The sequence below is a fragment of the Sphingopyxis sp. BE235 genome, from assembly GCF_031457175.1.
Lineage (GTDB): Bacteria > Pseudomonadota > Alphaproteobacteria > Sphingomonadales > Sphingomonadaceae > Sphingopyxis.
Window position 1 is genome coordinate 1,524,658 of sequence record NZ_JAVDWC010000001.1, and the last position, 20,882, is coordinate 1,545,539.

Below are 20,882 nucleotides of genomic sequence, written 5' to 3' on the forward strand. Positions count from 1 at the left end.
GGTGGCGACGATCAATGCGGCGCGCGCGCGCGGCGTCGATGTCGCGGCGGACCTTTATCCTTACACCGCCGGCGGCACGGGGCTTGAGATCATCGCGCCGAGCTGGGTGTGGGCCGACGGGGTCCAGAAGGGGATCGAGCGGCTACGCGATCCGAAGGTGCGCGAGCGGATGAAGAAGGAAGTCGCCGCGGGATCGATGCCCGGCTGGTCGAACCTCGTCCACGCGTCGGGCGGCTTCGCCAATGTCCGCCTCGCCAACGGATTCAGCGAGAAGTACAAACCCTATCACGGCAAAAGCCTCGCCGAGATCGGCAAGGCGCTGAACCGCGATCCGGCCGATGTGGCGTGGGATATCCTGCTCGAAGGGCTGCCGAACCGCTCGGTCGCGCTCTATTTCATGATGAGCGAACAGGACATCGAAACCGCGATCAAGCAGCCGTGGGTCAGCATCGGCAGCGATGCCGCGGCGTCGGAAAAGGCGGGCGAGATGGACGCGCTCGGCCTGCCGCACCCGCGCGCCTATGGCACCTTTCCGCGCATCATCGCCGAATATGTGAAGCGCCGCCCGGTGTTGTCGCTCGAGGATGCGGTGCGCAAGATGACCGGCTGGCCGGCACAGCGCATGGGGCTGACCGACCGCGGGCTGATCCGCGACGGGATGCGCGCCGATATCGTCGTCTTCGATCTCGACAAGCTCGACGATGTCGCGAGCTGGGAAAAGCCCACCGCATCGCCGACGGGGATCGAGACGGTGATCGTCAACGGCGTCGTCACGATCGCGAACGGCAAGCACACCGGCGCCAAGGCCGGCGCGGTGCTGCGGCATAGCTGTGGCGTCTGAGGATATGGCGCGGAAAGTTTCGAGCCTTTGCTTCACCGGTCTTGCGCTCGCCGTTTCGGCTCCGGCCTTTGCCGCGGCTCCGGCAATTTCGAAGCCGGAAGACCTCGGCACTGCGGTGTCGGCGCAGATTGCGTGCGCCAGCATCTTCGTGGCGGAGCGCGCCGAGGCTGATGTCCTGCGCGACGACATCCACGCGTTCGCGCCGTTCATGACGGCGGTGACGCTGGCGGTCGACCGCAAGGCGCGGACCGTCACCGCATCGGCGCCCGGCGCCGCGACGCGCACCGCTTTGTTCCGGCCTGTCGCTGGTTGCACCCTGCTGACCGGCGATGTTTCGACGACCGTGCTCGACGCACAAGCGGCAAAGCTCAAGCCGACGCGCGGGAATGCCGCGAAGCCCTGGCCGATCGGCGACGCCTCGGTGGCCGAGCTTGCCGCCGCAGCCGAGGCGAAACTCGACCGTGCCGCGCTCGACAAGGCGGTGACCGCCGCCTTCGAAGAGCAGAACAAGGGCGGCTATCCCGACACGCGCGCGATCGTCGTCGTGCAGGGCGGGGCGATCGTCGCCGAGCGCTATGCGCCGGGGTTCGACCGCAACACCGAACTGCTCGGCTGGTCGGCGTCGAAGAGCATCATGGGAACGCTGGTCGGCCTGCTGGTCGATGATGGCACCCTCAAACTCGACGAACCCGCGCCCGTCCCCGAATGGCAAGGCGCGGGCGATCCGCGCGCGAAGATCACGCTGCGCCAGTTGCTCACGATGTCGAGCGGGCTGACTTTCAGCGAAAGCTATGTGCCCGGCAATGACTCGATCAAGATGCTGTTCGAGGCGGGCGACATGGGCGCGATGGCGGCGGCTTTGCCGCTGAAGGACGCGCCCGGCACGAACTGGAGCTATTCGTCGGGGACGACCAACATATTGTCGCGTATCGTGTTCGATGCGACCGGCGGCACGCTCGAAGGCATGACGCGCTTTGCGCAAAAGCGGTTGTTTGAACCCACTGGCATGACGAGTGCGCTGATCGAACCCGATGAAGCGGGGGTGCAGGTCGGCAGTTCCTATGCCTATGCCACTGCGCGTGACTGGGCGCGCTATGGGTTGCTCCACCTCAATCAGGGCCGGGTGGGGAGCAAGCAGTTACTCTCGAAGCAATGGCTCGATTTTGCGGTCACGCCGACAAAGGCCGCACCGCGCCCCGTCTATGGCGCGCAGCTCTGGCTGAACCACGCCGAAGGCGAGCGGCGAAAGCTCTACCCCGGCCTGCCCGAAGATACCGTGATGGCGCGCGGGCACAGCTTCCAGATCGTCGCGGCGATCCCGTCGCAGGACGCGGTGATCGTCCGCCTCGGCTGGACGCCCGAGGGCCACGCGTTCGACTGGAACAAATATCTCTCGCAGATCGCGGCGGCGCTCGCGCCCGCCGCCCCTGCGCCCTGAACCGACCGAAGGACAATTTCGATGACGACGCTTACCCCTCTCTCGCTCGACCTCGCGATTGAATCGCTCCCGCTGGCCAAGCCGTTCCGCATCTCGGGGCATGTCTTCACCGACACCCCCGTGGTCCTCGTAACGCTTTCGGACGGCGAGCACAGCGGGCGCGGCGAAGCGTCGGGGGTCTATTATCTCGGCGACGATGTGCCCGCAATGGCGGCCGCCATCGAAGGCGTGCGCGGCGCAATCGAGGCCGGGGTGACGCGCGACCAGCTGCAGACGCTGCTCCCCGCGGGCGGCGCGCGCAACGCGCTCGATTGTGCGCTGTGGGAGCTTGAAGCCCGGCGCAGCGGAGTCTCGGTATGGGAACTCGCCGGCCTCGCCGAACCGCGCCCGCTCCGCACCACCTTCACGCTCGGCGCCGACGATCCCGACGTAATGGCCGAGGGCGCGCGCCACTATGCCCAGGCGCGCGCGCTCAAGCTCAAGCTCACCGGCGACCTCGACGTCGATATTGCGCGGGTGCAGGCGGTGCGCGCGGCGCGGCCCGAATGCTGGATCGGGGTCGATGCCAACCAGGGATTCGCGATCGGCGATCTCGACGCGCTGGTGGCAGCGCTGGTCGCCGCTGACGTGAAACTGCTTGAACAGCCTTTGGCGCGCGGTCGCGAAGCCGACCTCACCGGCTACCAATGCCCGATCCCGATTGCGGCGGACGAAAGCGCGCTGACGCTTGGCGATGTCGAGGGGCTGGTCGGCCGGTTCGACGTGGTGAACATCAAGCTCGATAAATGCGGCGGGCTGACCGAGGGACTGGCGATCGCCAATCGCGCGCGCGAACTCGGGCTGGGCGTAATGGTCGGCAATATGGTCGGCTCCAGTCTCGCGATGGCGCCCGCGTTCATTGTCGGACAGCTCTGCGACATCGTCGATCTCGACGGCCCGATCTTCCTCGCGGACGATCGCAAGCCGTCAATCGAATATACCGACGGCGATGCATGGTGCGGCGAGGCGATCTGGGGCCGCGAAGTCAGCTGAGAGCGATATCGGGACAGGGAGAGACAGGGTGAAAAAAGCAATATTCGCAGGCTTGGCGCTGGTCGCGCTGATCCAGCCCGCCGCCGCACAAGAACCGGCGACGACATACATCCACGCCGGCCGCCTGCTCGCCGATCCCGCGAGCGGCCGTGTCGAAACGAACAAGACGATTGTCGTCACCGCCGGAAAGATCGCCGAAATCCGCGACGGTTTCGTCGGCGAGGGCAATGTCGTCGACCTTCGCGACCAGTTCGTCATGCCGGGCTTTATCGACAGCCATGTCCACCTGACCTTTGAATCGAGCCCGACGAGCCGCCTCGACGCGGTGACCAAGTCGACGGTCGATCAGGCATTCGACGGCGTCGTCTTCGCCAAGCGCACGGTGCGCGCCGGCTTCACGACGGTGGTCGATCTCGGTTCCGATCCGCAGGCGATCAACGCGCTGCGCGACGCGACCGCGACGGGCAAGGTCGTCGGGCCGCGGATCATCGCCGCGGGCGGCGTCGCGGCGCACGGCGGGCATGGCGACATCCACGGCTATCGCCAGGAAATCATCGACCTGTTCCGCGCGCCGACGCTCTGTTCGGGCGCCGACGACTGCGCACGCGCGGTACGCTTGGCGGTGCAACAGGGCGCCGATGTCATCAAGACCGCCTCGACCGGCGGCGTGATGTCGAACACCGCGGCGGGGCTGGGCCAGCAGATGAGCGACGCCGAACTCGTCGCGATCGTCGACACCGCGCACCGCCTCGGGCGCAAGGTGGCGGCGCATGCGCACGGCACCGACGGGGTCAATGCCGCGCTGCGCGCCGGCGTCGATTCGGTCGAGCATGGGACTTATCTGGACGCCGAATCGATCCGGCTGTTCAAGGCAAAGGGAAGCTATCTGGTTCCCACCCTGCTCGCCGGCGACACCGTCGCGCGGCAAGCCGAAACCGCCGACTGGATGCCTCCGCCGGTTCGCGCCAAGGCGCGCACCGTCGGCCCGCTGATGGTCGATGCCCTGCGCCGCGCGCATCAGGGCGGCGTTCGCATCGCGTTCGGGACCGACAGCGCCGTGTCGAAGCATGGCGAGAATGCCCGCGAATTCGCGCTGATGGTGAAGGCGGGGCTGACCCCGCTGGAGACGATCAAATCTGCAACCGTCTGGGCGGCAACGCATGCCGGGCTCGAAACCGAAATCGGCACGCTCGCCGCCGGCAAGTCGGCCGATATCGTCGCGGTGAAGGGCGATCCGCTGACCGATGTACGCAGCCTCGAAACGATGGGCTTCGTCATGGCGCGCGGCGTCGTCGTGCGGGCGGCAGGGGAATGAAAATGCGCTCGATCAAATTGTTTGCGCTGCTGCCGCTCGCCATGATGCTCGGCACGGCGGCGACGAAGCCCGCAACGCCGCTGGCGCCGGTTCTCGCGCCGAAACCGGCGGCAGAAGCGCAAAAGGCAGCGCCGCCCGTAACGACCCCGCTCGCACCCTCAGCAACGCTGACCAAGCAGGACGTCGACAGCTGGCTCGACGGCTTCGTCCCGTTCGCACTCAAGCGCGGCGACCTCGCCGGTGCGGTGATCGTCGTGGTCAAGGACGGCCAGGTGCTGACGCAGCGCGGATTCGGCTATGCCGACGCCGCCAAGCGCACCCCGGTCGATCCCGCCCGCACTTTGTTCCGTCCCGGTTCGGTGTCGAAGCTGTTCACCTGGACCGCGGTGATGCAGCAGGTCGAGGCGGGCAAGATCGACCTCGACGCCGACGTCAATACCTATCTCGATTTCAAAATCCCGCTGAAGGACGGCAAGCCCGTCACGATGCGCCAGCTGATGACGCACACCGCGGGCTTCGAGGAACATGGCAAGCTCACCATGTTCGAGGACAAGAAATTCCAGATCCCGCTCGGCGATCTGGTGAAGGGCGGCATTCCGAACCGCATCTACACGCCGGGAACGACGCCTTCCTATTCGAATTACGGCACCGCGCTCGCGGGCTATATCGTCGAGCGTGTCACGAAAATGCCGTTCGACGATTATGTCGAGCAGCGCATCTTCCAGCCGCTCGGCATGGCGCAGTCGACCTTCCGCCAGCCGCTGCCCAAGGCGTTCGCGCCGTGGATGGCGACGGGCTATCGCCAGCTTTCGGCCGGGCCCTCGAAGTTCGAGATCGTCGGCCCGTCACCCGCGGGCGGCCTCTCCTCGACCGGCGCCGACATGGCGAAATTCATGATCGCGCATCTGAACCAGGGCGCGGGGCTGATGAAGCCCGAAACCGCGCGGATGATGCACGACACGCCGCTCACGATCCTGCCGCCGCTCAATCGCATGGAACTCGGCTTCTTCGAAACCAACATCAACGGCCGCCAAGTGATCGCGCACCTCGGCGATACGCAGCTGTTCCACACCGCGCTGCACCTGTTCACGAATGAGAATATCGGCATCTATATGTCGTTCAACGCGACGGGCGAGCAGGCGTCGGTCGGTCCGGTGCGCCGTGCGCTATTCGAGGATTTCGCCGATCGCTATCTTCCGGGCAACGAAATGCCTGCGACGCGCGTCGATGCGAAAACCTCGGCCGAACATGCCAGGATGCTCGCGGGCAACTGGCTCAACAGCCGCCGCGCCGAAACGAATTTCTACGCGATCGCCTCGCTCTTCGGACAGGTGAAGATCAGCGTCGGTCCCAAGGGCGAACTCATCGTCCCGGCGGGGCGCGACCTCAACGGCAAGCCCGCGAAATGGGTCGAGACCGCCCCGTTCGTCTGGCACAATGCCGACGGCCACGGCCGGCTCGCCGCGCAGGTGGTGGGCGGCAAGGTCGTGCGCTGGAGCATCGACGGCATCTCGCCCTTCATGGTGTTCGACCGCGCCCCCGCGTCGAAATCGGCGGGGTGGATCATGCCCGCGATGTACATCAGCCTCGGCGTCCTGCTGATCACCTTGCTCCAGTGGCCGATCGCGGCGCTGATCCGCCGCCATTACAAGGCACCGCTGACGCTCGATCGCCGTTCGCTGCGTGTCTATCGCGGCGTCCGCGTTGGGGCAGGGCTGGTGCTCGCGCTGGTCGCGGCGTGGGTGATCAGCATGTCGAAACTGAAGGCGCTGCCCTCCTATGATCCTTGGCTGTGGTTCCTCCAGATTGCCGGATTGATCGTCCTCGTCGGCGGGGTTGTGCTGGCCGCATGGAACTTCCGCATCGTCCGTCAGGAGAAACGCGGCTGGTTCCGCACCCTCTGGGCGCTGCTCCTGCTCTTCGCGACGATCATGCCGCTCTATGTCGCATGGACCTTTGGCCTGATCGCGATGACGGTGAATTACTGACGGCATAATTCGCATGGGGAGGGCCCGGCCGGGCTTCTCCGTCAGCGCTCTGTTCTGCAACCTCCCCGTCGCCGCGCGACGGGGAGGTTTTTTATCCTCGGCATCCTGGATCGAGTGGAACGAGACACATAGCGCGGTCGAGAATGATTGCGTCGGGAAACGACCGATTTCGGACGTTTGGCTCGGTCAGGCGGCGACAATGCTCACACCACGCTGGAGGCAGGGTTGATGAACAGTCAAACGGGCCTATGCTGGCAGGATGATTGTCGTTCATGAAGAGATTACGCAGTCTGAGTTGCTGCTTAGATATGTGTCGGGGCAGCGACGTTTCCATAATCTGGACGTTTGCGATGATGGTTCAGACGCTCTGGTAGGCGCCCATCTTGACAATATTGAGATCATCGACTGCTTCGTAGTCGCATCTTTCCGTAACGCTTCTCTTAAAAATGCGGTCGTCCATGCCAACGTGAAAACTTGCGACTTTTCGGGTGCCGACCTGTCCGGCTCTGACTTTCGAGGGGCAGCACTTTGCGCAACGGTTTTCACCGGCGCCAATATGGAAGGTGCCGATTTCACCGGGGCCTTTTACTTCAGTGACGCCTTGGGAACGGGCGAGAAGCCCGACTGGTAAGGCAGGCCCGGCAATAGCTGCGTTCCACCGTCTTGGTAGCGCGGTTCCGAATTAGCCGCTTTGGCGGCTAACGACCAATGTTGGTCATTCGCTGGCGTTTAAATTGGCGACAAAAGCTGACACGGCTAGTTGATCGTTCTCGCTCGTCGCCTCTTCTAGCAATGGGTTGAGATGATAGAGAAGCAACTCGCTCTTCTCTCCGAATTGCGGCGATAACCTCCCGAGGATTTCCAACATCCCAGCAAGCCCCAGAAATTTTGCGAACAGACGATAGGTGCGATCTGAAGCGTATGGCGCGCGGCTCAAGTAATAGGTCGCGAGTTGCGCGGCCTCCCGCTTGGGAAATGAGGCATGTTCAAGCAGAGTAATTGCCTTTCCCCAATTATCACCTTCTATCGGGAAATGCTGGATGAGCCAGTCGACGGCTTCCGGGGGTGCTTTTCGACGAAGCTCAGCCCCCATGGTTCGCATTTCCTGATCCATTCACCCCCTCCGATACAGCGTCAGCTTGCCGAGGCTATAAGCCACAAAGCAGGCGGTCGGCAAACCACCCCAAAGCAGGCGTCGCCTTCAAATAGGCCTTTCCTACATTATCCGGCTGTGCCAGCCTTTATCCCGGCTCTTTCATTTGGTGGATAAAGGCGGTCGCTGCCCGGCGACTACGGCGGGGGCGTGGCGGCGTCGAGCACGCCGCGAGGTCCAAAACGGGCGCGCACAGGGCTGAACTTTACTGAACTTTGGAATTGCACGGTCCTTGCGCCGACCGGATCCCGGATCCAACCAACGATGACGGTGGGCGACCTCGATTACGCTTCGAAATCGCCATTCCGACACAGAAAAAGGGCAGCGGTATCACCGATACCGCTGCCCCCGGGACTAGCTTTTGAGACGGGTCAGAAGCTCAGCTTCACGCCCCCCGAAATATAGCGGCCGATCACGTCGAAATTGGGACTGGTGTACGGCGTGATCGGCGGATCGCGGTCAAACAGATTGTTGACGTTGCCGAACAGCGTGAACGGCCCCGCTTTGAACTGGGCGCCAAGATCGACATAGGTGCGGCTGCCCACCTTGTTGTTCACGATCGGCACGGCGACCCCGTTCACGACCGTCAGCGGGCGGTCGAGGCCGCCGTCGACGTAGCGGACGCGCAGATTGGCGCCGAAGCTGTCGTTGTCGAAGGCAATCGTGCCCGTTCCGCGCCATTTCGGGGTCGAGAAGGCCGTGTCGCCGCCAACGTAACCCGACACGTCCGCGCCATTGATCTTCAGGTTGAAGACATGGTTGGCCAGCGCGCGGAACGACAGGTTCCCGTCGCCCAACGGCATGCGGTACGACGCTTCGATATCGAGGCCCTGGGTGCGGTAATTGGCGAGGTTGCGATACCCGTTCGTGATCGATCCGATGGTGCCGTTCGCTTCGCGGACGACGATGCCATTGCAGGTTGGATCGCCCGGAGCGTTGGCGAAGCACTGCTTGAGCAGATCGTTCGCGGTGACCGTCGTGATCACATTGTCGATGTCGATATCGTAATAATCGACCGACAGACGCAGGCCAGGCGCGAAGGACGGGGAGTAGGATCCGCCGAGCGTCAGCGTATGCGAGATTTCGGGCGTCAGGAGCTTGTTGCCGCCGCCATAGACGACCACATTGTTCTGCACCGTGCCGTTCTGACCCTGGAACGGATCGAAGACGGTGCCGATGTTGGTCGAGCGATTGAGGAAATATTCGGTGATGCTGGGCGAACGGATATCCCGCGAATAGACGGCGCGCAGCAGCAGGTCGTTGACGACGCGCAGCGTGCCGCCGGTCTTCCACGACCAGATCCCGCCGCTGGTGCTGTAATCCGAATAGCGCGCGGCGCCGTTGATTTCGAGCTTCAGCGTGTCGGTGATGTCGAGCAACGGCACGTTCACTTCGGCGAAGACTTCCTTGACGTTGAAGCTGCCGTTCGTCGCCGACGAATTGAGCGTGCCGAGCGCATTGGCGAGCGACAGCGGGTCGACGAAGTTGGTGACCTGCTTTTCCCAGCGGACGTCGGTGCCGAACGCGATGTCGACGGGGCCGGCCCAGGTCGAGAAGGGCTGACCCGAAACGCTGGCGCCCGCCGCATCGAGCTTGATCGTGTAAATCAGCTGCGAACCGCCGAACGCCCACGCTGCCGCTTCGTCGGAAATGCTGCCATTGCCGAACAGGTTGATCGGCACGCAATTGGGGTCGTTGTTGGTCGTCGAGGCATCGGCGTTGATGCGGCACGTCGGCGTGCCGTTCACCAGGACCGAATCAACGCCATTGTTGAAGCGCGACTTGATCCGCTGGTTGTTGAGCTGCTGGTTGAGCCGGATTTCGCCATGATTATAATAGGCGTCATATTTCCACCCGTCGCCGAAGCTCCCGTCGAGCCCGATCGCGCCCTCGAGGTTGCGGCGGCTGTATTTGAACTTCATCACCCCGTCGGCGCCGACATCGTCCATGACGCGGCCGAGGAGGAACGGACCCGCGACGCCGGCGGCGGCGAGCTGATTGCGGTTCGCCTGCGTCAGGAAGGCGTTGTCGGGCATGATGACCACGGCGGGCGTTTCGGGGAAGAAGCTATAGTCCGCCGACATGCGGTGATAGCTGAAATTGGCCCAGACCTTCAGCGAGTCGGTGAGGTCATAGCTGGCGCGGGCGAAGAGGTTGACGCGCTCATAGGGCGTGCTGACCGCGACATAGTCGAAGATGTTCTGGCCGCCGCCGCCGATCGTCGTGACGCCGTTCGTCACGCTGCCGAGCGGGAAGGCGCCGATGTTGCCGTCGGGATTGAAAACCAGATTGCGCGGCGCGCCGGTGAGACCAAGGATCGAGCCGCCGTTGTACAGCTGAGTCGAATTGGGATCGCGCACCAGTTCGAGCTTGTTGTCGGCGCGCTGGAACAGGCCCGCCTCGAGGTTGGGGCGGTCGTCGCGGCTGAGCGCGCCGCGTTCGTTCATATATTCGCCCGCGACCATGAAATGACCGCGCCCGCCCGCGAAATCGGTGCCCCAAGCGATGTCGGCGCCATAACGTGCCGCGTCGCCGCGCGACGAGATGCCGCTCTGGACGCCCATGCGCCAGCCGGTGAAATCATCGTCGAGGATGATGTTGACGAGGCCCGCGACCGCGCCCGAGCCCCATGCCGCCGATGCGCCGCCGGTGACGACGTCGATCCGCTTGACCAGGCTTTGCGGCACGATGTTGAGATCGTTGGCGCCGGCAAAGCGGTGCCCGTTGAGCAGGGTGAGGGTGCGGACCGACCCGAGGCCGCGCATGTCGGCGGTCGAGACGCCGCTGCTCGTGTTGCCGGGCGTCGTCGACGGCGTCGAAGTTGCGCGGAACTGGGGGGTGTCGTTCAGCACCTGCGCGATGCTCGGGCGGTTGCCCAGCGCCAGCTCAGCCTCGCCGATTACCGTCGTCGGGGTCGGTGCATCGAAGCCTTCGCGTTGAATGCGCGATCCGCTGACCACGATTTCCTCGTTTGAAATCACGTCGGTCGCGGTGTCGGCGGACTGCGCATAGGCCGGGTTCAGGCTGACCAGCATCGACAGGGCGGTGCCCGCATACAAGCCGGATTGAACGAACTTCATAATTATCCCCTTCGCCTGTGGACGGCAATTTCGCTGTCCGGTGCTCGCTTATGTTTTTTACCGCGAGGCTCCTGCGATCCTCGGGTTTGCGATTTTCTATAAAGTCGGATTTTTTTGAAAAATCAACCCCAATCAAGACATAATTTTCAATAATAGAAAATATGTCGTGGGAAAGTCGAACGACTTGGGTCGATAATCCTATGAATCAGCGCGTTTTTGCGCCAAGAGCCATGTTTCAAAAATCCGGATTCTTCAACCGGCATCTTTTCGGATCTTTATGATCCATTTCGCTGGCTGCCCCGTTCGGGCGAGCGGCGGGGCGCAGCAACACCGCGCGCGGCGCGCGAGCGTTAGCGGCCGTTTCGATTCAAACGAGACGAGGCGTCAAGGCGCCGGCGTGCAGGGCGATTCGGACGCCCTGCAGTTCGTCCAACCGCCACCCATCGCCTGAAACAGCTGGATGCGCGCGGCGAGCGCGTCGGCGCGGAGCTGGATCAGCGACAGTTCGGCACCGAGCAGGCCACGCTGGGCGTCGAGCTGTTCCAGATAGGGTGAATAGCCTTCACGATAGCGATTGGTCGCGAGCCGCAGGCCCTCGGCCAGCGCATCGCGCTGCGACTGCGCGAATGCGATCTGCGCGTCGATCCGGCTGACCGCGGCGAGCGCATCCTCGACTTCGCGAAATGCGGTCAGCGCGGTGCGGCGATAGACGAACGCTGCCTGATCGCGCTGCGCGCCCGCGGCTTCGGCCTGCGCGGTCAGCCTGCCGCCCTGAAAGATCGGGGCAAGGATGCTGCCGCCGACCGACCAGATCGAAATCGGGTCGCCGATCAGCGTCGAAAAGGCCGCGCCCGCTGCCGAGGTCAGCCGGATCTGCGGCAGGAAGCGCTTGCGCGCCGCGGCGAGATTCTTGTCCGACGCCGCGAGTTGATATTCGGCCTGCGCGACGTCGGGACGGCGGCGCAGCAGTTCGGACGGCAGGCCGTCGGGAACCGCGGGCACCGCGAGCCGGTCGAGCGCCGAGCCGCGCTCGACCGCGCGGGGTGTGTCGCCGACCAGCAGGCTGAGGCCGTCCTCGGTTCGCGCGATGGCGAGCTCGATCTGCGGGACGATCTGCGCCGTCGCGTCATATTCGGCTTGCGCCTGCTGAAGCTCGAGCTTGGGCGAATAGCCCCGCCCGACGCGCGATTTCGCAATCCGCAGCGATTCCGACCGCGCGCGCACCGTCTCGCGCGCGACCTCCAGCCGCGCATCGAGACTGCGCAGCGAGACATAGCTGCTCGCGACCGCGGCGGCGATCGACAGTTGCACCGCATCGCGTGCCGCTTCGCTCGCGAACCAGCTATCGCGCGCCGCCGATTTCTGGTCGGCGAGGCGGCCGAACAGATCGACTTCATAAGCGACCTGGATTTGCGGCTGCGCGAAATTCTGTTCGGACGGCTGGCCGAACGGACTGACCGAGCGCGACCGCCCGCCGCTGATCGCCGCATCGATCGTCGGCAGCGTCTGTGCCCGCGCGAGCGCGAAATTGGCGCGCGCTTCGCGCACGCGCGCCGCCGCGACGCCGATGTCGCTGTTATTGGCCAGCGCCTTGTCGACCAGCGCGGCGAGCGTCGGATCGCCGAACGAGCGCCACCAGTCGCGCGGCAACGGCGCGGCGGGATCGGCGTTGGTTCGCCATGCCAGCGGCGGCGTGACGGGCGCCACGCCGGTCGCCCTGACGTTCGGCCCGGCGCAAGCGGCGAGCGCCGCCGCCAGCCCGACCATCGGCGCGAGCCGCAGGGCCTTCATCGCTTCGATCCGCCGCGTGTGTCGATCCGGACCTCGACCGACATGCCGGGCCGCAGCCGCGCCGCCAGCGGTTGTTTCTCGTCGATCTTGATCCGCACCGCGATGCGCTGCGCGACCTTGACGAAATTGCCCGTGGCGTTGTCGGCCTTGAGCACCGCGAATTCGGACCCCGCCGCCGGCGACAGATTCTCGATCCGCCCGGTCAGTTCGGCGCCGCCCAGCGCATCGACGCTGAACCGCGCGCGCTGGCCGATCGCCATATCGCCGGTCTGAGCTTCCTTGAAGTTCGCAATGACCCAGACATGGTGCGGGACGACCGACAGCAATTGGGTTCCGGCGGTGACATAGGCGCCGACGCGCACGCCGATTTCGGACAGCTGGCCGTCGGCGGGCGCGCGGATGACCGTGTTGTCGAGATCGATCTGCGCGAGGCGAAGCTGGGCTTTCGCCGATTCGACTGCGGCTTCGAGCCCGGCGCGCCCGACGACGACGGTGCGGACGTCCTGCGTCCCGATCGCGCGGCTGGCGCGCGCCTGTTGTAGCGCCGCCTGCGCCGCGAGCAGCGCCGCGCGCGTCTGGTCGAACTCGCGCGTCGAGATCGAGCCGTCGGCGACGAGCGCGCGGGCGCGGCGCATGTCGGCGTCGGCTTTGGTCAATTGCGCCTGCGCGTTGGCGATCCCGGCATTCTGGCTGTCGGTAGCGACCTCGCGCGAGCGCTGCGCCTGCGCCGAATTGGCGAGCGCGGCCTGCTGCGCCGCGACATTGGCTTCGGCCTGCGCGACGCGCGCGCGATAGATGCGGTCGTCGATCGTCGCGAGGATCTGGCCCGCCTTGACCTCGGCGAAATCCTGCACGGGCACGCGCGTGACATAGCCGCTGACCTGCGGGCTGATGATCGTCACGCGCCCGCGTACATAGGCATTGTCGGTCTCTTCCGAGGCGCCGGCGAAAGGCGGCAGGTCCCACGCGTAGAGGATGGCGAGGATCGCCAGTACCGCGGAGGCGATGATGACAATCACCGTCGTGCGCGTCTTGTCGGGCGGCCGCCAGGAGGATGGCGGCGCGTCGATCTGCGGATCGGAGGGAGGCGCGGCGTCCGCCGCTTCGGCAGGCTGCGTTACCGTTTCCGGTTCGGGTTTCGGCGTGTTCGCCTTGGGCTTGTCGCTCATCCTATTGCCCCTGTCGAGCTTGTGCCTGCGCCTGCAGACGCTGGGCCAATAATATCACCGGCGACGGTTCGTTTCGCCGCCGGATAGACCAGCTGATCATGAAACCCCATAGTGCCGTCAAGATCGCGAGCACCCCGACCAGCAGGAATACGTCATTATACGCAAGGATATGCGCCTCGCGCGTGACTTGCTGGCTCAGCAGCGCGGCGCCCTCGGCAGTGCGTAGTACCGGGTCGCCGATTGTCCCGGCAACGACGCGGCTGCCCGCGCCGAGCCGTGCCGCGACCAGCGGGTCGCTCGCGACGATGTTCTGGACCAGCTCGTGTGAATGATATTTCTCGCGGACCGTCTGGAACGTCCCGAGCAGGGTGCCGCCGGCGAGACCGCCGATGCTCTGGCTCATGCTGAAGATCACGACGAAGCTGATGAAATTCTTGCCGCCCGCGAGCAGGGTCCGCGCGATGCCGATCACCATCGCCTGCGCAAGGAAGAGCAGCGAGGCAAAGCCGATCAGCGCCTGGCTGAGATAGAAATGGCTTGGCCGGGTAAGGTTGGTCGTATGGGCATCCATGAAGGATGCGATCACGATCAGGACGACCGCGATGATGATCGGCCGCGACAGATTGTCGGGACGAAAGGTCAACACCGCGGTCACGAGGCCGGCGATCGACGCGAAGACGACGATCAGGTTCAGCGTGACCATCTGGTCGTTGATCATGCCCACGGTGCTGAGGAATCCGACCGAGCCGAACGCCTGTTCGGACAGCAGGATGCGGACCGATGCGGCGACCGCGATCAGCCGGAGCATCTCGCGCGTGCCGAGCCAACGCGTGTTGATGAGCGGGTTCCGGCGATGATGTTCGACGAGCACCGCGGCGGCGATCAGCGCGACACTCGCCGCCAGCGACCAGCCGATCCACGGCCGTTCGGTCCACCATTGGATCCGCCCTTGCGACAGCACCGCGATCAGCAGCCATAGTCCCGGCGCGAGGAGGAAGAAGGTCAGGAAGTCGAGCGGCTCGAACACTTTTTCGCGCTCGCTCGGCGGCAGCGGCTGCGCCATCACCGCGGCCAGCGTCGCCAGCGCGAGCCCGAATTCGAACCAGTAGAGATTGTGCCAGTCGCCCCAGATGAGCAGTCCCGGCGACAGCACGCGCGCGAGCGGCGTCGCGATCTGCGGGATACAGATGCCGATCATCACCGCGGCAAGCCGCTTCGATGCCGGAAGCGCCTGGAAGAAATAGAGGATGGTCAGCGTCGAGAGGCCGCTCGCCGCAATCCCGCTCATCGCGCGCACCGCGACCGACGTCCAGAAATCGTGGATGAACAGGTGCATCAGCGTCGTCACGGCATAGGCGACGAGCGTGTAGCGGATGAACGGCTGGAGCCCGAACTGCTGGCGATATTTGACGAGCAGCAGGTTCGCCGTGACGTTGGTCATGAAATAGGCGGCGGTCAGCCACGCCGCTTCGTCGCTGTTGAGCCCGAGCGTCCCTTGCGCGAAGTTGAGGTTGACCGTGACCAGCGCGTTGCCGAGCCCGCCGGTGATCCCGATCAGGCAGCCGATCAGGAAATGGCGCACCATGCGCGCGGTCGGATGATCGGGATTGGCGGGCGATCCCGGAAGCGTCGGCCGCTCGTGGGGTTTGAAGACATATTCCGCCATAGCGGGTCAGGCCGGCTTCGCGGTCATGGACGCGCCACGAGCGGAGCGAGTCGGTTCGGTAATCATGATTTTCCTTACCGCATCGACGGGGCGCATGCAGCCTATTCGGTGGAATAGGAGTCCCACGATGCTGACATAGAAGCGGCCGGTTATGCCCCGGATACGCGATCGCGGTGCGTCTTCCAAAGCCAGGCGGCGCAGGCCAGATCCTGGACGATCGAGCCCAGCGATTTATAGATGGTGACGTCCGATGCCGTCAGGCGGCCCGGGGTGGAGCCCGAAAAGACATGCCCGATCTCGGGCAGGACGTGCGCTTCGGTGACCAGCCCCGCGTCGCGTGCGCGCAGATATTCCGCGCCCTGCGCCAGCACCCCCTCACGATGATCGGGCACGAAACGCGCCCGCGCTACAAGCGCTTCGTCGATTTCGGTCGGTCCCGCGCGGCTGGAGCCGACGGCGTTGATATGCGTTCCGTCCGCGACGTGCGCGTTGAGCAGGAATGGTTCGGCCGCCCCGGTCAGCGTGCAAATGATATCGGCGCCCTCCGCCGCCTCGGCCACCGAGGCCACCTCATAGGCAGCAAAACCGAAGTCGTCGGCGATCCGGCCGGCAAGCTCGCCCGCCTTTTCAGGCGCGCGTCCCCAAATTCGCACTTCGTCGAGCGCCCGCACGTGGCGGATGGCGGCGACATGATGCCATGCCTGTTCGCCCGTCCCCATGATCGCGAGACGGCGGGGGCCGGGCCGTGCGAGCGCGTCGGTCGCGGCTGCGGAGGCGGCGGCGGTGCGGATCGCGGTGACCTCGCTCGCATCGATCACGCACACCGGCGCGCCGCTCGTGCGATCGAACAGGATGATGACGCCTTGATGCGAGCTGCCGTGCGTGGCGGCGGCCGGGAAGATGCTGATGATCTTCGCGCCGAAGCCGGCGCCGTCGAGCGCGCCGGGCATCACGCCGAACAGATCGCCGCCGTCGAGGTCGATGATGCCGCGCAGCAACTGCCGGCTGCGTCCTTCGGCAAGCGCGATCATCGCGGGGCGCATCAGGTCGATGCACGTCCGGTGGTCGAGCCGCTTGCGGACTTCGTCCGCATCGATGAAGCGGATCGGATCAGCCACCCCAGACGCCTTCGGCGTGGCGCAGGAAATTGAGCCCCATGATCTTCTCGATCCGGCCACTCGAATAGCCGCGCGCGGCGAGCAGGCCGATAAGTTTGCGGAACTGGTCGGGCCCGCGCAGGTCGACGACGAAGGGGTAGGTGTCGGGGCGCTCGCCCGCGGCGCTGATCCCCGCGGCGCGGCGCTCGGCGATCTCCTTGGCGAGCACGGCTTCATACGCCTGGAGATCGTCGATCTGGCCGACGGTGCCGTCGGTGCCGATTCCGACATGATCCTCGCCGCAGATGTTCACCGCATGATCGATATGCGCGACGACATCCTCGGCGCGGGCGTGGCCCGAGACGTTGAGGAAGGGCATGAAATAGATGCCGACGAAGCCGCCTTTTTCGGCGACCAGCCGCAGTTCGGCGTCGGTCTTGTTGCGCGGGAGGTCGGTGACCGCGCGGCAACCGGTGTGGTTGATCGAGATCGGCGCCTTCGACGCGCGCGCGGCTTCGAGGCAGGTCTTCTCGCCGCTGTGCGACAGGTCGACGATCATCCGCTGCGCATTGAGCCGCTCGATCACTTCGCGCCCGAACGGCGTCAGCCCGCGATTGTCGGGTGCCATCGATCCGTCGCCGAGCTGGTTCGCCGGATTATAGGTGAGCTGGAAGATGCGCACGCCCATGTTGGCGAAAATGTCGACGCGGCCCGCATCCTTGCCCATCATCGCGCCGTTCTGGAAGCCGTAGATGATCCCGATCTTCTTCTCGGCCTTGGCGCGGCGGATGTCGGCGGCGCTCAATATCTTGACGAGGTCGCGCGGATAGCGGCGCAGCAGCATGTCCATTTCGGCGACATCGGCGACGCTCTTTTCGAACGGTTCGGCCGGACCCGCGACATAGCCGAGGGTGCAGTTGATCGCGGTGACGCCCGACGCATGCGCCTCGGCCAGCACGCGCGGCGAGAACGGGTCGGGGGCATCGCGTATATTCGGATCGGCGAGCCCGCCGAGCGCATTGACGATCACCCATTTGCGGCCATCGGGCACCGCGGCGCGGCTCGCTCCGGGAAGCAGCGATGTTGCGGCCAGCCCCGCCGCACCCGCCAGCATTGCGCGCCGGTCAATCGTCATTGCCAAGCTCCTTCGCGGTCGGCGCGATATAATCTGCGCGCCGGTATTCGCGGCCGCGCTTCACCGTCATTTCGATCTTTTCGATATTGTCGATGTCGGCGAGCGGGTCCGCCGCGAGCACGACGAAGTTCGCGAGCTTGCCGGGCTCGATCGATCCCATCTCCTTGTCCTGCCCCGCGGCGCGCGCGCCGACGAGCGTCGCCGAATGGATGACCGCGAGCGGGGGCATGCCGACGTCCTTCGCCAGATAGCGAAGCTCGGCGTGGACTTCGGGCCAGGCGTCGCCGGCCGGGTTGACGAAGTCGGTGCCGGTCGAAATCGGCAAGCCCGCGCGCCATGCCTGCTGCGTCAGCCGGATCGTGCGGGCGCCGCTGCAACGCAGCGGCTTGGCCCCTGGGTCGGCCTTGCGGGAGGCCTCGAACTTCACGAACAGGCTGCCGGTCGCGTCGAGGATCGTGCCGCGCGTCCGCATCGCGTCGAAGAGGCGGGCGACCACCGGATCGTCGCCGGTCGCGGCAAGGCGCGCCTCGTCGACCGGGGTGCGGTCCTGATAGGCGGCGAGCATTTCGGGCTGCGCTTCATAGCCGAGATAACAAACATGGCTGACCGAATCGACGCCCGCCGCGATCACCTCGGCGGGGCGGGCAGGGAAGACCGCGCTGTGCGCCCAGATCATCAGCTTCTGGCGGTGCGCCTCGGCGGTGATCGCCGCGACGCGTTCGGCCGGCAGGTTCGCGTAGATCTTGATCGCGCTCGCGGAGGTGCCGCGCGCTAACGTGACCGCGGTGCGGAGGTCGGTCTTTTTGTCGATCGCCTGCATCCACGGCGCGGTGCCGGGCGTGAAGCCGCGGCTGACCGCGAGCACGCGGGGATCCTCGAAAAAGGACGGCCCGGCCATCAATGCGGCATAATGGATGTCGGGCGCGGGAATCTCGCCGACCAGCGACGCACGCGAAAGCTCGCCCACCGCGCGCAGATCGTCCGCCATGTCGCGCACTGCGGTCACACCCCCATAAAGCTGGCGGCGCAGGATCGCTTCGGCGCGCGCGCGGTTCGGCGGGGTGGCGAGATGGACGTGGCTGTCGATCAGCCCCGGGATCACGAAGCGCCCGGTCAGGTCGACCCGGCGCGCGCTCCCCGCCTGCGACGCCAATGTATCATGCGCGCCGATCGCTATGATCCGTTCGCCATCGATCAGGATGTCCTGATGGCCGCGCGCCGGACCACCGGTGCCGTCGATAACCGACGCATCGGTATAAAGCACCCGTTCGGCCGCGTACGAGGGCGCCGCCGCCATCAGCGATGCGGCGATACCAAGCGACTGAAAGGCAGCGACGAGCGCGGGCGGACGTGAGCGAACCGATGTCATGGCCCGTCGCTAGCGCCCTCATTTCATGTCCGCAATCGACTTGCCACGCGATCGCATGGACCAGCGTCTATTCCCCGGTCCCGCACTATGATACCGGTGTATCAGGAATCCGAATTTTCTGTGCCGACGCGGTCCCAATAAGCCGTGCGGTATCGACTGCCTGAACCTTCCCCGTGGGCCTTCGCGTCCATTGGCAAACAGAACAGAAACGGACGAATGCGATGCAAACTCCCGAAGAATATGAGCTGTCCCGGCGCGGCGTGCTCGTGGGCGGCGCGGCCTCGGTCGCGACGGTGACGATGGTCCCGATCGGGACCGCGGCCGCCGCTCCTCCTGCCAAATCTCCGCCGACCGCCAAAGTGGCCTTCGAGGTGAATGGCACGGCGCGCGAGCTGGAACTCGACACGCGAACGTCGCTGCTCGACGCGCTGCGCGAGCATCTGCATCTGACCGGGACCAAGAAGGGCTGCGACCACGGCCAGTGCGGGGCTTGCACCGTGATCGTCGACGGGCGGCGGATCAACAGCTGCCTGACCTTGGCGGTGATGCACGCGGGCGAGAAGATCATAACGATCGAAGGGCTCGGCACCCCCGACAAGATGCATGCGATGCAGGACGCCTTCGTGACGCACGACGGCTATCAATGCGGCTACTGCACCCCGGGGCAGATTTGTTCGGCGGTCGCGGTGCTCGACGAGATCAAGGCCGGGGTCCCGAGCCATGTCACCGCCGACCTCGGCGCCGCGCCCGCGGTGACGAAGGTCGAGCTGCGCGAGCGGATGAGCGGCAATATCTGCCGCTGCGGCGCCTATTCGAACATCATCGATGCGATCACCGATGTGGCGGGAGTGAAGGCATGAAAAGCTTCACCTACGAACGCGTCGACAGCGCGGCGGCGGCGACCGCGGCCTTTGCCCGGACCCCCGGCGCGCGGTTCATCGCGGGCGGCACCAACCTGCTCGATCTGATGAAGCTCGAGATCGAAACGCCGCAGCATTTGATCGATGTCAGCCGCCTCGCGCTCGACAAGATCGAGGCGACGGCAGATGGCGGCCTTCGCATCGGCGCGATGGTCCGCAACACCGATTTGGCGAGCGACGCGCGCGTGCGGCGCGATTATGGCCTTTTGACCCGTGCGCTCGTCGCGGGCGCATCGGGGCAACTCCGCAACAAGGCGACGACCGCGGGCAATCTGCTCCAGCGGACGCGCTGCCCCTATTTTTACGACACCAACCAGCCGTGCAACAAGCGCAAGCCCGGCAGCGGCTGCGCCGCGATCGGCGGCTTCAACCGGCTGCACGCGGTGGTTGGCGCCAGCGACGCGTGTATCGCGACGCATCCCAGCGACATGGCGGTTGCGATGCGCGCGCTCGACGCCGCGATCGAGACGGTCGACGCGGCGGGCAAGGCGCGGGCGATCCCCATCGCCGATTTCTACCGTGCGCCGGGCAAGACGCCGCATCTGGAAACGGTGCTGGCGCCGGGTGAACTGATCACCGCGGTCACGTTGCCGAAGCCCGTCGGCGGCACACATATCTATCACAAGGTCCGCGACCGCGCGTCCTATGCCTTCGCGCTGATCGCGGTCGGCGTGATCGTCCAGCGCGACGGGACCGGGCGCGTCGCGCTCGGCGGGGTCGGCTACAAGCCGTGGCGCGTCGAAGCGGCGGAGGCGGCGTTGCCGCGCGGCGCGAAGCCTGTCGCCGACGGCCTGCTCGCGGGCGCCAAGACCACCCATGAAAACGCCTACAAGCTGCCCCTCGTCGAGCGCACGCTCGCCGGGGTGCTGGCGCAAGCGAAGGGCTGAG

The 20,882-nt window shown here is 65.5% G+C and carries 16 protein-coding genes; 8 read left to right on the forward strand and 8 right to left on the reverse strand.

What is annotated here, in order from left to right; translation table 11 throughout:
• Position 1 precedes the first annotated feature (1 nt).
• From J2X38_RS07075 to J2X38_RS07100, 6 genes are all read left to right on the forward strand, one after another.
• Positions 2 to 841 carry an amidohydrolase family protein gene (locus J2X38_RS07075; RefSeq protein ID WP_310252591.1) on the forward strand — a complete coding sequence of 280 codons (840 nt, stop codon included), beginning with the start codon at positions 2 to 4 and terminating at the stop codon, positions 839 to 841.
• Positions 842 to 845: 4 nt separating this feature from the next.
• The gene (locus J2X38_RS07080; protein ID WP_310252593.1) at positions 846 to 2,279 is read left to right on the forward strand and encodes a serine hydrolase; all 1,434 of its coding nucleotides are present in this window, start codon (positions 846 to 848) and stop codon (positions 2,277 to 2,279) included.
• A gap of 21 nt (positions 2,280 to 2,300) precedes the next feature.
• Positions 2,301 to 3,311 (forward strand): dipeptide epimerase, encoded by a 1,011-nt coding sequence (locus tag J2X38_RS07085; RefSeq protein ID WP_310252596.1) that lies wholly within the window; start codon positions 2,301 to 2,303, stop codon positions 3,309 to 3,311.
• Between the two features lie 28 nt (positions 3,312 to 3,339).
• Positions 3,340 to 4,626, forward strand: coding sequence for an amidohydrolase family protein (locus tag J2X38_RS07090; RefSeq protein WP_310252598.1), 1,287 nt, complete (start codon positions 3,340 to 3,342; stop codon positions 4,624 to 4,626).
• Positions 4,627 to 4,628: 2 nt separating this feature from the next.
• Complete coding sequence (locus J2X38_RS07095; RefSeq protein ID WP_310252600.1) at positions 4,629 to 6,614, forward strand: serine hydrolase domain-containing protein; 1,986 nt, start codon at positions 4,629 to 4,631, stop codon at positions 6,612 to 6,614.
• A 259-nt stretch (positions 6,615 to 6,873) separates the two neighbouring features.
• Positions 6,874 to 7,245, forward strand: a complete 372-nt coding sequence (locus J2X38_RS07100) for a pentapeptide repeat-containing protein (RefSeq protein ID WP_056368368.1) — start codon at positions 6,874 to 6,876, stop codon at positions 7,243 to 7,245.
• Between the two features lie 84 nt (positions 7,246 to 7,329).
• Here the strand turns inward: J2X38_RS07100 and J2X38_RS07105 are convergent, their stop codons facing one another.
• From J2X38_RS07105 to J2X38_RS07140, 8 genes are all read right to left on the reverse strand, one after another.
• Positions 7,330 to 7,728 carry a hypothetical protein gene (locus tag J2X38_RS07105; protein WP_310252603.1) on the reverse strand — a complete coding sequence of 133 codons (399 nt, stop codon included), beginning with the start codon at positions 7,726 to 7,728 and terminating at the stop codon, positions 7,330 to 7,332.
• A gap of 410 nt (positions 7,729 to 8,138) precedes the next feature.
• Positions 8,139 to 10,847 (reverse strand): TonB-dependent receptor domain-containing protein, encoded by a 2,709-nt coding sequence (locus J2X38_RS07110; protein ID WP_310252604.1) that lies wholly within the window; start codon positions 10,845 to 10,847, stop codon positions 8,139 to 8,141.
• Between the two features lie 384 nt (positions 10,848 to 11,231).
• Positions 11,232 to 12,638 (reverse strand): efflux transporter outer membrane subunit, encoded by a 1,407-nt coding sequence (locus tag J2X38_RS07115; protein ID WP_310252606.1) that lies wholly within the window; start codon positions 12,636 to 12,638, stop codon positions 11,232 to 11,234.
• Entirely contained in the window at positions 12,635 to 13,807 is a 1,173-nt protein-coding gene (locus tag J2X38_RS07120; protein WP_310252608.1) for an HlyD family secretion protein, read from the reverse strand. Before J2X38_RS07120 ends, J2X38_RS07115 begins: the two co-directional genes overlap by 4 nt.
• A gap of 1 nt (position 13,808) precedes the next feature.
• The gene (locus tag J2X38_RS07125; protein WP_310252610.1) at positions 13,809 to 15,473 is read right to left on the reverse strand and encodes an MFS transporter; all 1,665 of its coding nucleotides are present in this window, start codon (positions 15,471 to 15,473) and stop codon (positions 13,809 to 13,811) included.
• A gap of 149 nt (positions 15,474 to 15,622) precedes the next feature.
• Positions 15,623 to 16,591, reverse strand: a complete 969-nt coding sequence (locus J2X38_RS07130) for an ornithine cyclodeaminase family protein (RefSeq protein WP_310252612.1) — start codon at positions 16,589 to 16,591, stop codon at positions 15,623 to 15,625.
• Positions 16,584 to 17,705 (reverse strand): membrane dipeptidase, encoded by a 1,122-nt coding sequence (locus tag J2X38_RS07135; RefSeq protein ID WP_310252614.1) that lies wholly within the window; start codon positions 17,703 to 17,705, stop codon positions 16,584 to 16,586. Before J2X38_RS07135 ends, J2X38_RS07130 begins: the two co-directional genes overlap by 8 nt.
• Positions 17,695 to 19,074: an amidohydrolase family protein gene (locus J2X38_RS07140; protein ID WP_310252616.1), complete on the reverse strand. Its 1,380-nt coding sequence runs from the start codon at positions 19,072 to 19,074 to the stop codon at positions 17,695 to 17,697. The genes J2X38_RS07135 and J2X38_RS07140 overlap by 11 nt, the downstream gene beginning before the upstream one ends.
• A 221-nt stretch (positions 19,075 to 19,295) precedes the next feature.
• Here J2X38_RS07140 and paoA point away from each other — a divergent pair, with 221 nt between their 5' ends.
• Entirely contained in the window at positions 19,296 to 19,934 is a 639-nt protein-coding gene (gene paoA, locus J2X38_RS07145) for an aldehyde dehydrogenase iron-sulfur subunit PaoA (RefSeq protein ID WP_310252619.1), read from the forward strand.
• Positions 19,931 to 20,881 carry a xanthine dehydrogenase family protein subunit M gene (locus J2X38_RS07150; protein ID WP_310252621.1) on the forward strand — a complete coding sequence of 317 codons (951 nt, stop codon included), beginning with the start codon at positions 19,931 to 19,933 and terminating at the stop codon, positions 20,879 to 20,881. The genes paoA and J2X38_RS07150 overlap by 4 nt, the downstream gene beginning before the upstream one ends.
• Position 20,882 lies beyond the last annotated feature (1 nt).

What these genes read in the sequence shown, in the direction of transcription:
- J2X38_RS07080 (WP_310252593.1), top strand. Translation starts at nt 846, where the DNA reads ATGGCGCGGAAAGTTTCGAGCCTTTGCTTCACCGGTCTTGCGCTCGCC.
- J2X38_RS07085 (WP_310252596.1), top strand. Translation starts at nt 2,301, where the DNA reads ATGACGACGCTTACCCCTCTCTCGCTCGACCTCGCGATTGAATCGCTC.
- J2X38_RS07095 (WP_310252600.1), top strand. Translation starts at nt 4,629, where the DNA reads ATGCGCTCGATCAAATTGTTTGCGCTGCTGCCGCTCGCCATGATGCTC.
- J2X38_RS07100 (WP_056368368.1), top strand. Translation starts at nt 6,874, where the DNA reads ATGATTGTCGTTCATGAAGAGATTACGCAGTCTGAGTTGCTGCTTAGA.
- J2X38_RS07105 (WP_310252603.1), bottom strand. Translation starts at nt 7,728, where the DNA reads ATGGATCAGGAAATGCGAACCATGGGGGCTGAGCTTCGTCGAAAAGCA.
- J2X38_RS07110 (WP_310252604.1), bottom strand. Translation starts at nt 10,847, where the DNA reads ATGAAGTTCGTTCAATCCGGCTTGTATGCGGGCACCGCCCTGTCGATG.
- J2X38_RS07115 (WP_310252606.1), bottom strand. Translation starts at nt 12,638, where the DNA reads ATGAAGGCCCTGCGGCTCGCGCCGATGGTCGGGCTGGCGGCGGCGCTC.
- J2X38_RS07120 (WP_310252608.1), bottom strand. Translation starts at nt 13,807, where the DNA reads ATGAGCGACAAGCCCAAGGCGAACACGCCGAAACCCGAACCGGAAACG.
- J2X38_RS07125 (WP_310252610.1), bottom strand. Translation starts at nt 15,473, where the DNA reads ATGGCGGAATATGTCTTCAAACCCCACGAGCGGCCGACGCTTCCGGGA.
- J2X38_RS07135 (WP_310252614.1), bottom strand. Translation starts at nt 17,705, where the DNA reads ATGACGATTGACCGGCGCGCAATGCTGGCGGGTGCGGCGGGGCTGGCC.
- J2X38_RS07140 (WP_310252616.1), bottom strand. Translation starts at nt 19,074, where the DNA reads ATGACATCGGTTCGCTCACGTCCGCCCGCGCTCGTCGCTGCCTTTCAG.
- paoA (WP_310252619.1), top strand. Translation starts at nt 19,296, where the DNA reads ATGCAAACTCCCGAAGAATATGAGCTGTCCCGGCGCGGCGTGCTCGTG.
- J2X38_RS07150 (WP_310252621.1), top strand. Translation starts at nt 19,931, where the DNA reads ATGAAAAGCTTCACCTACGAACGCGTCGACAGCGCGGCGGCGGCGACC.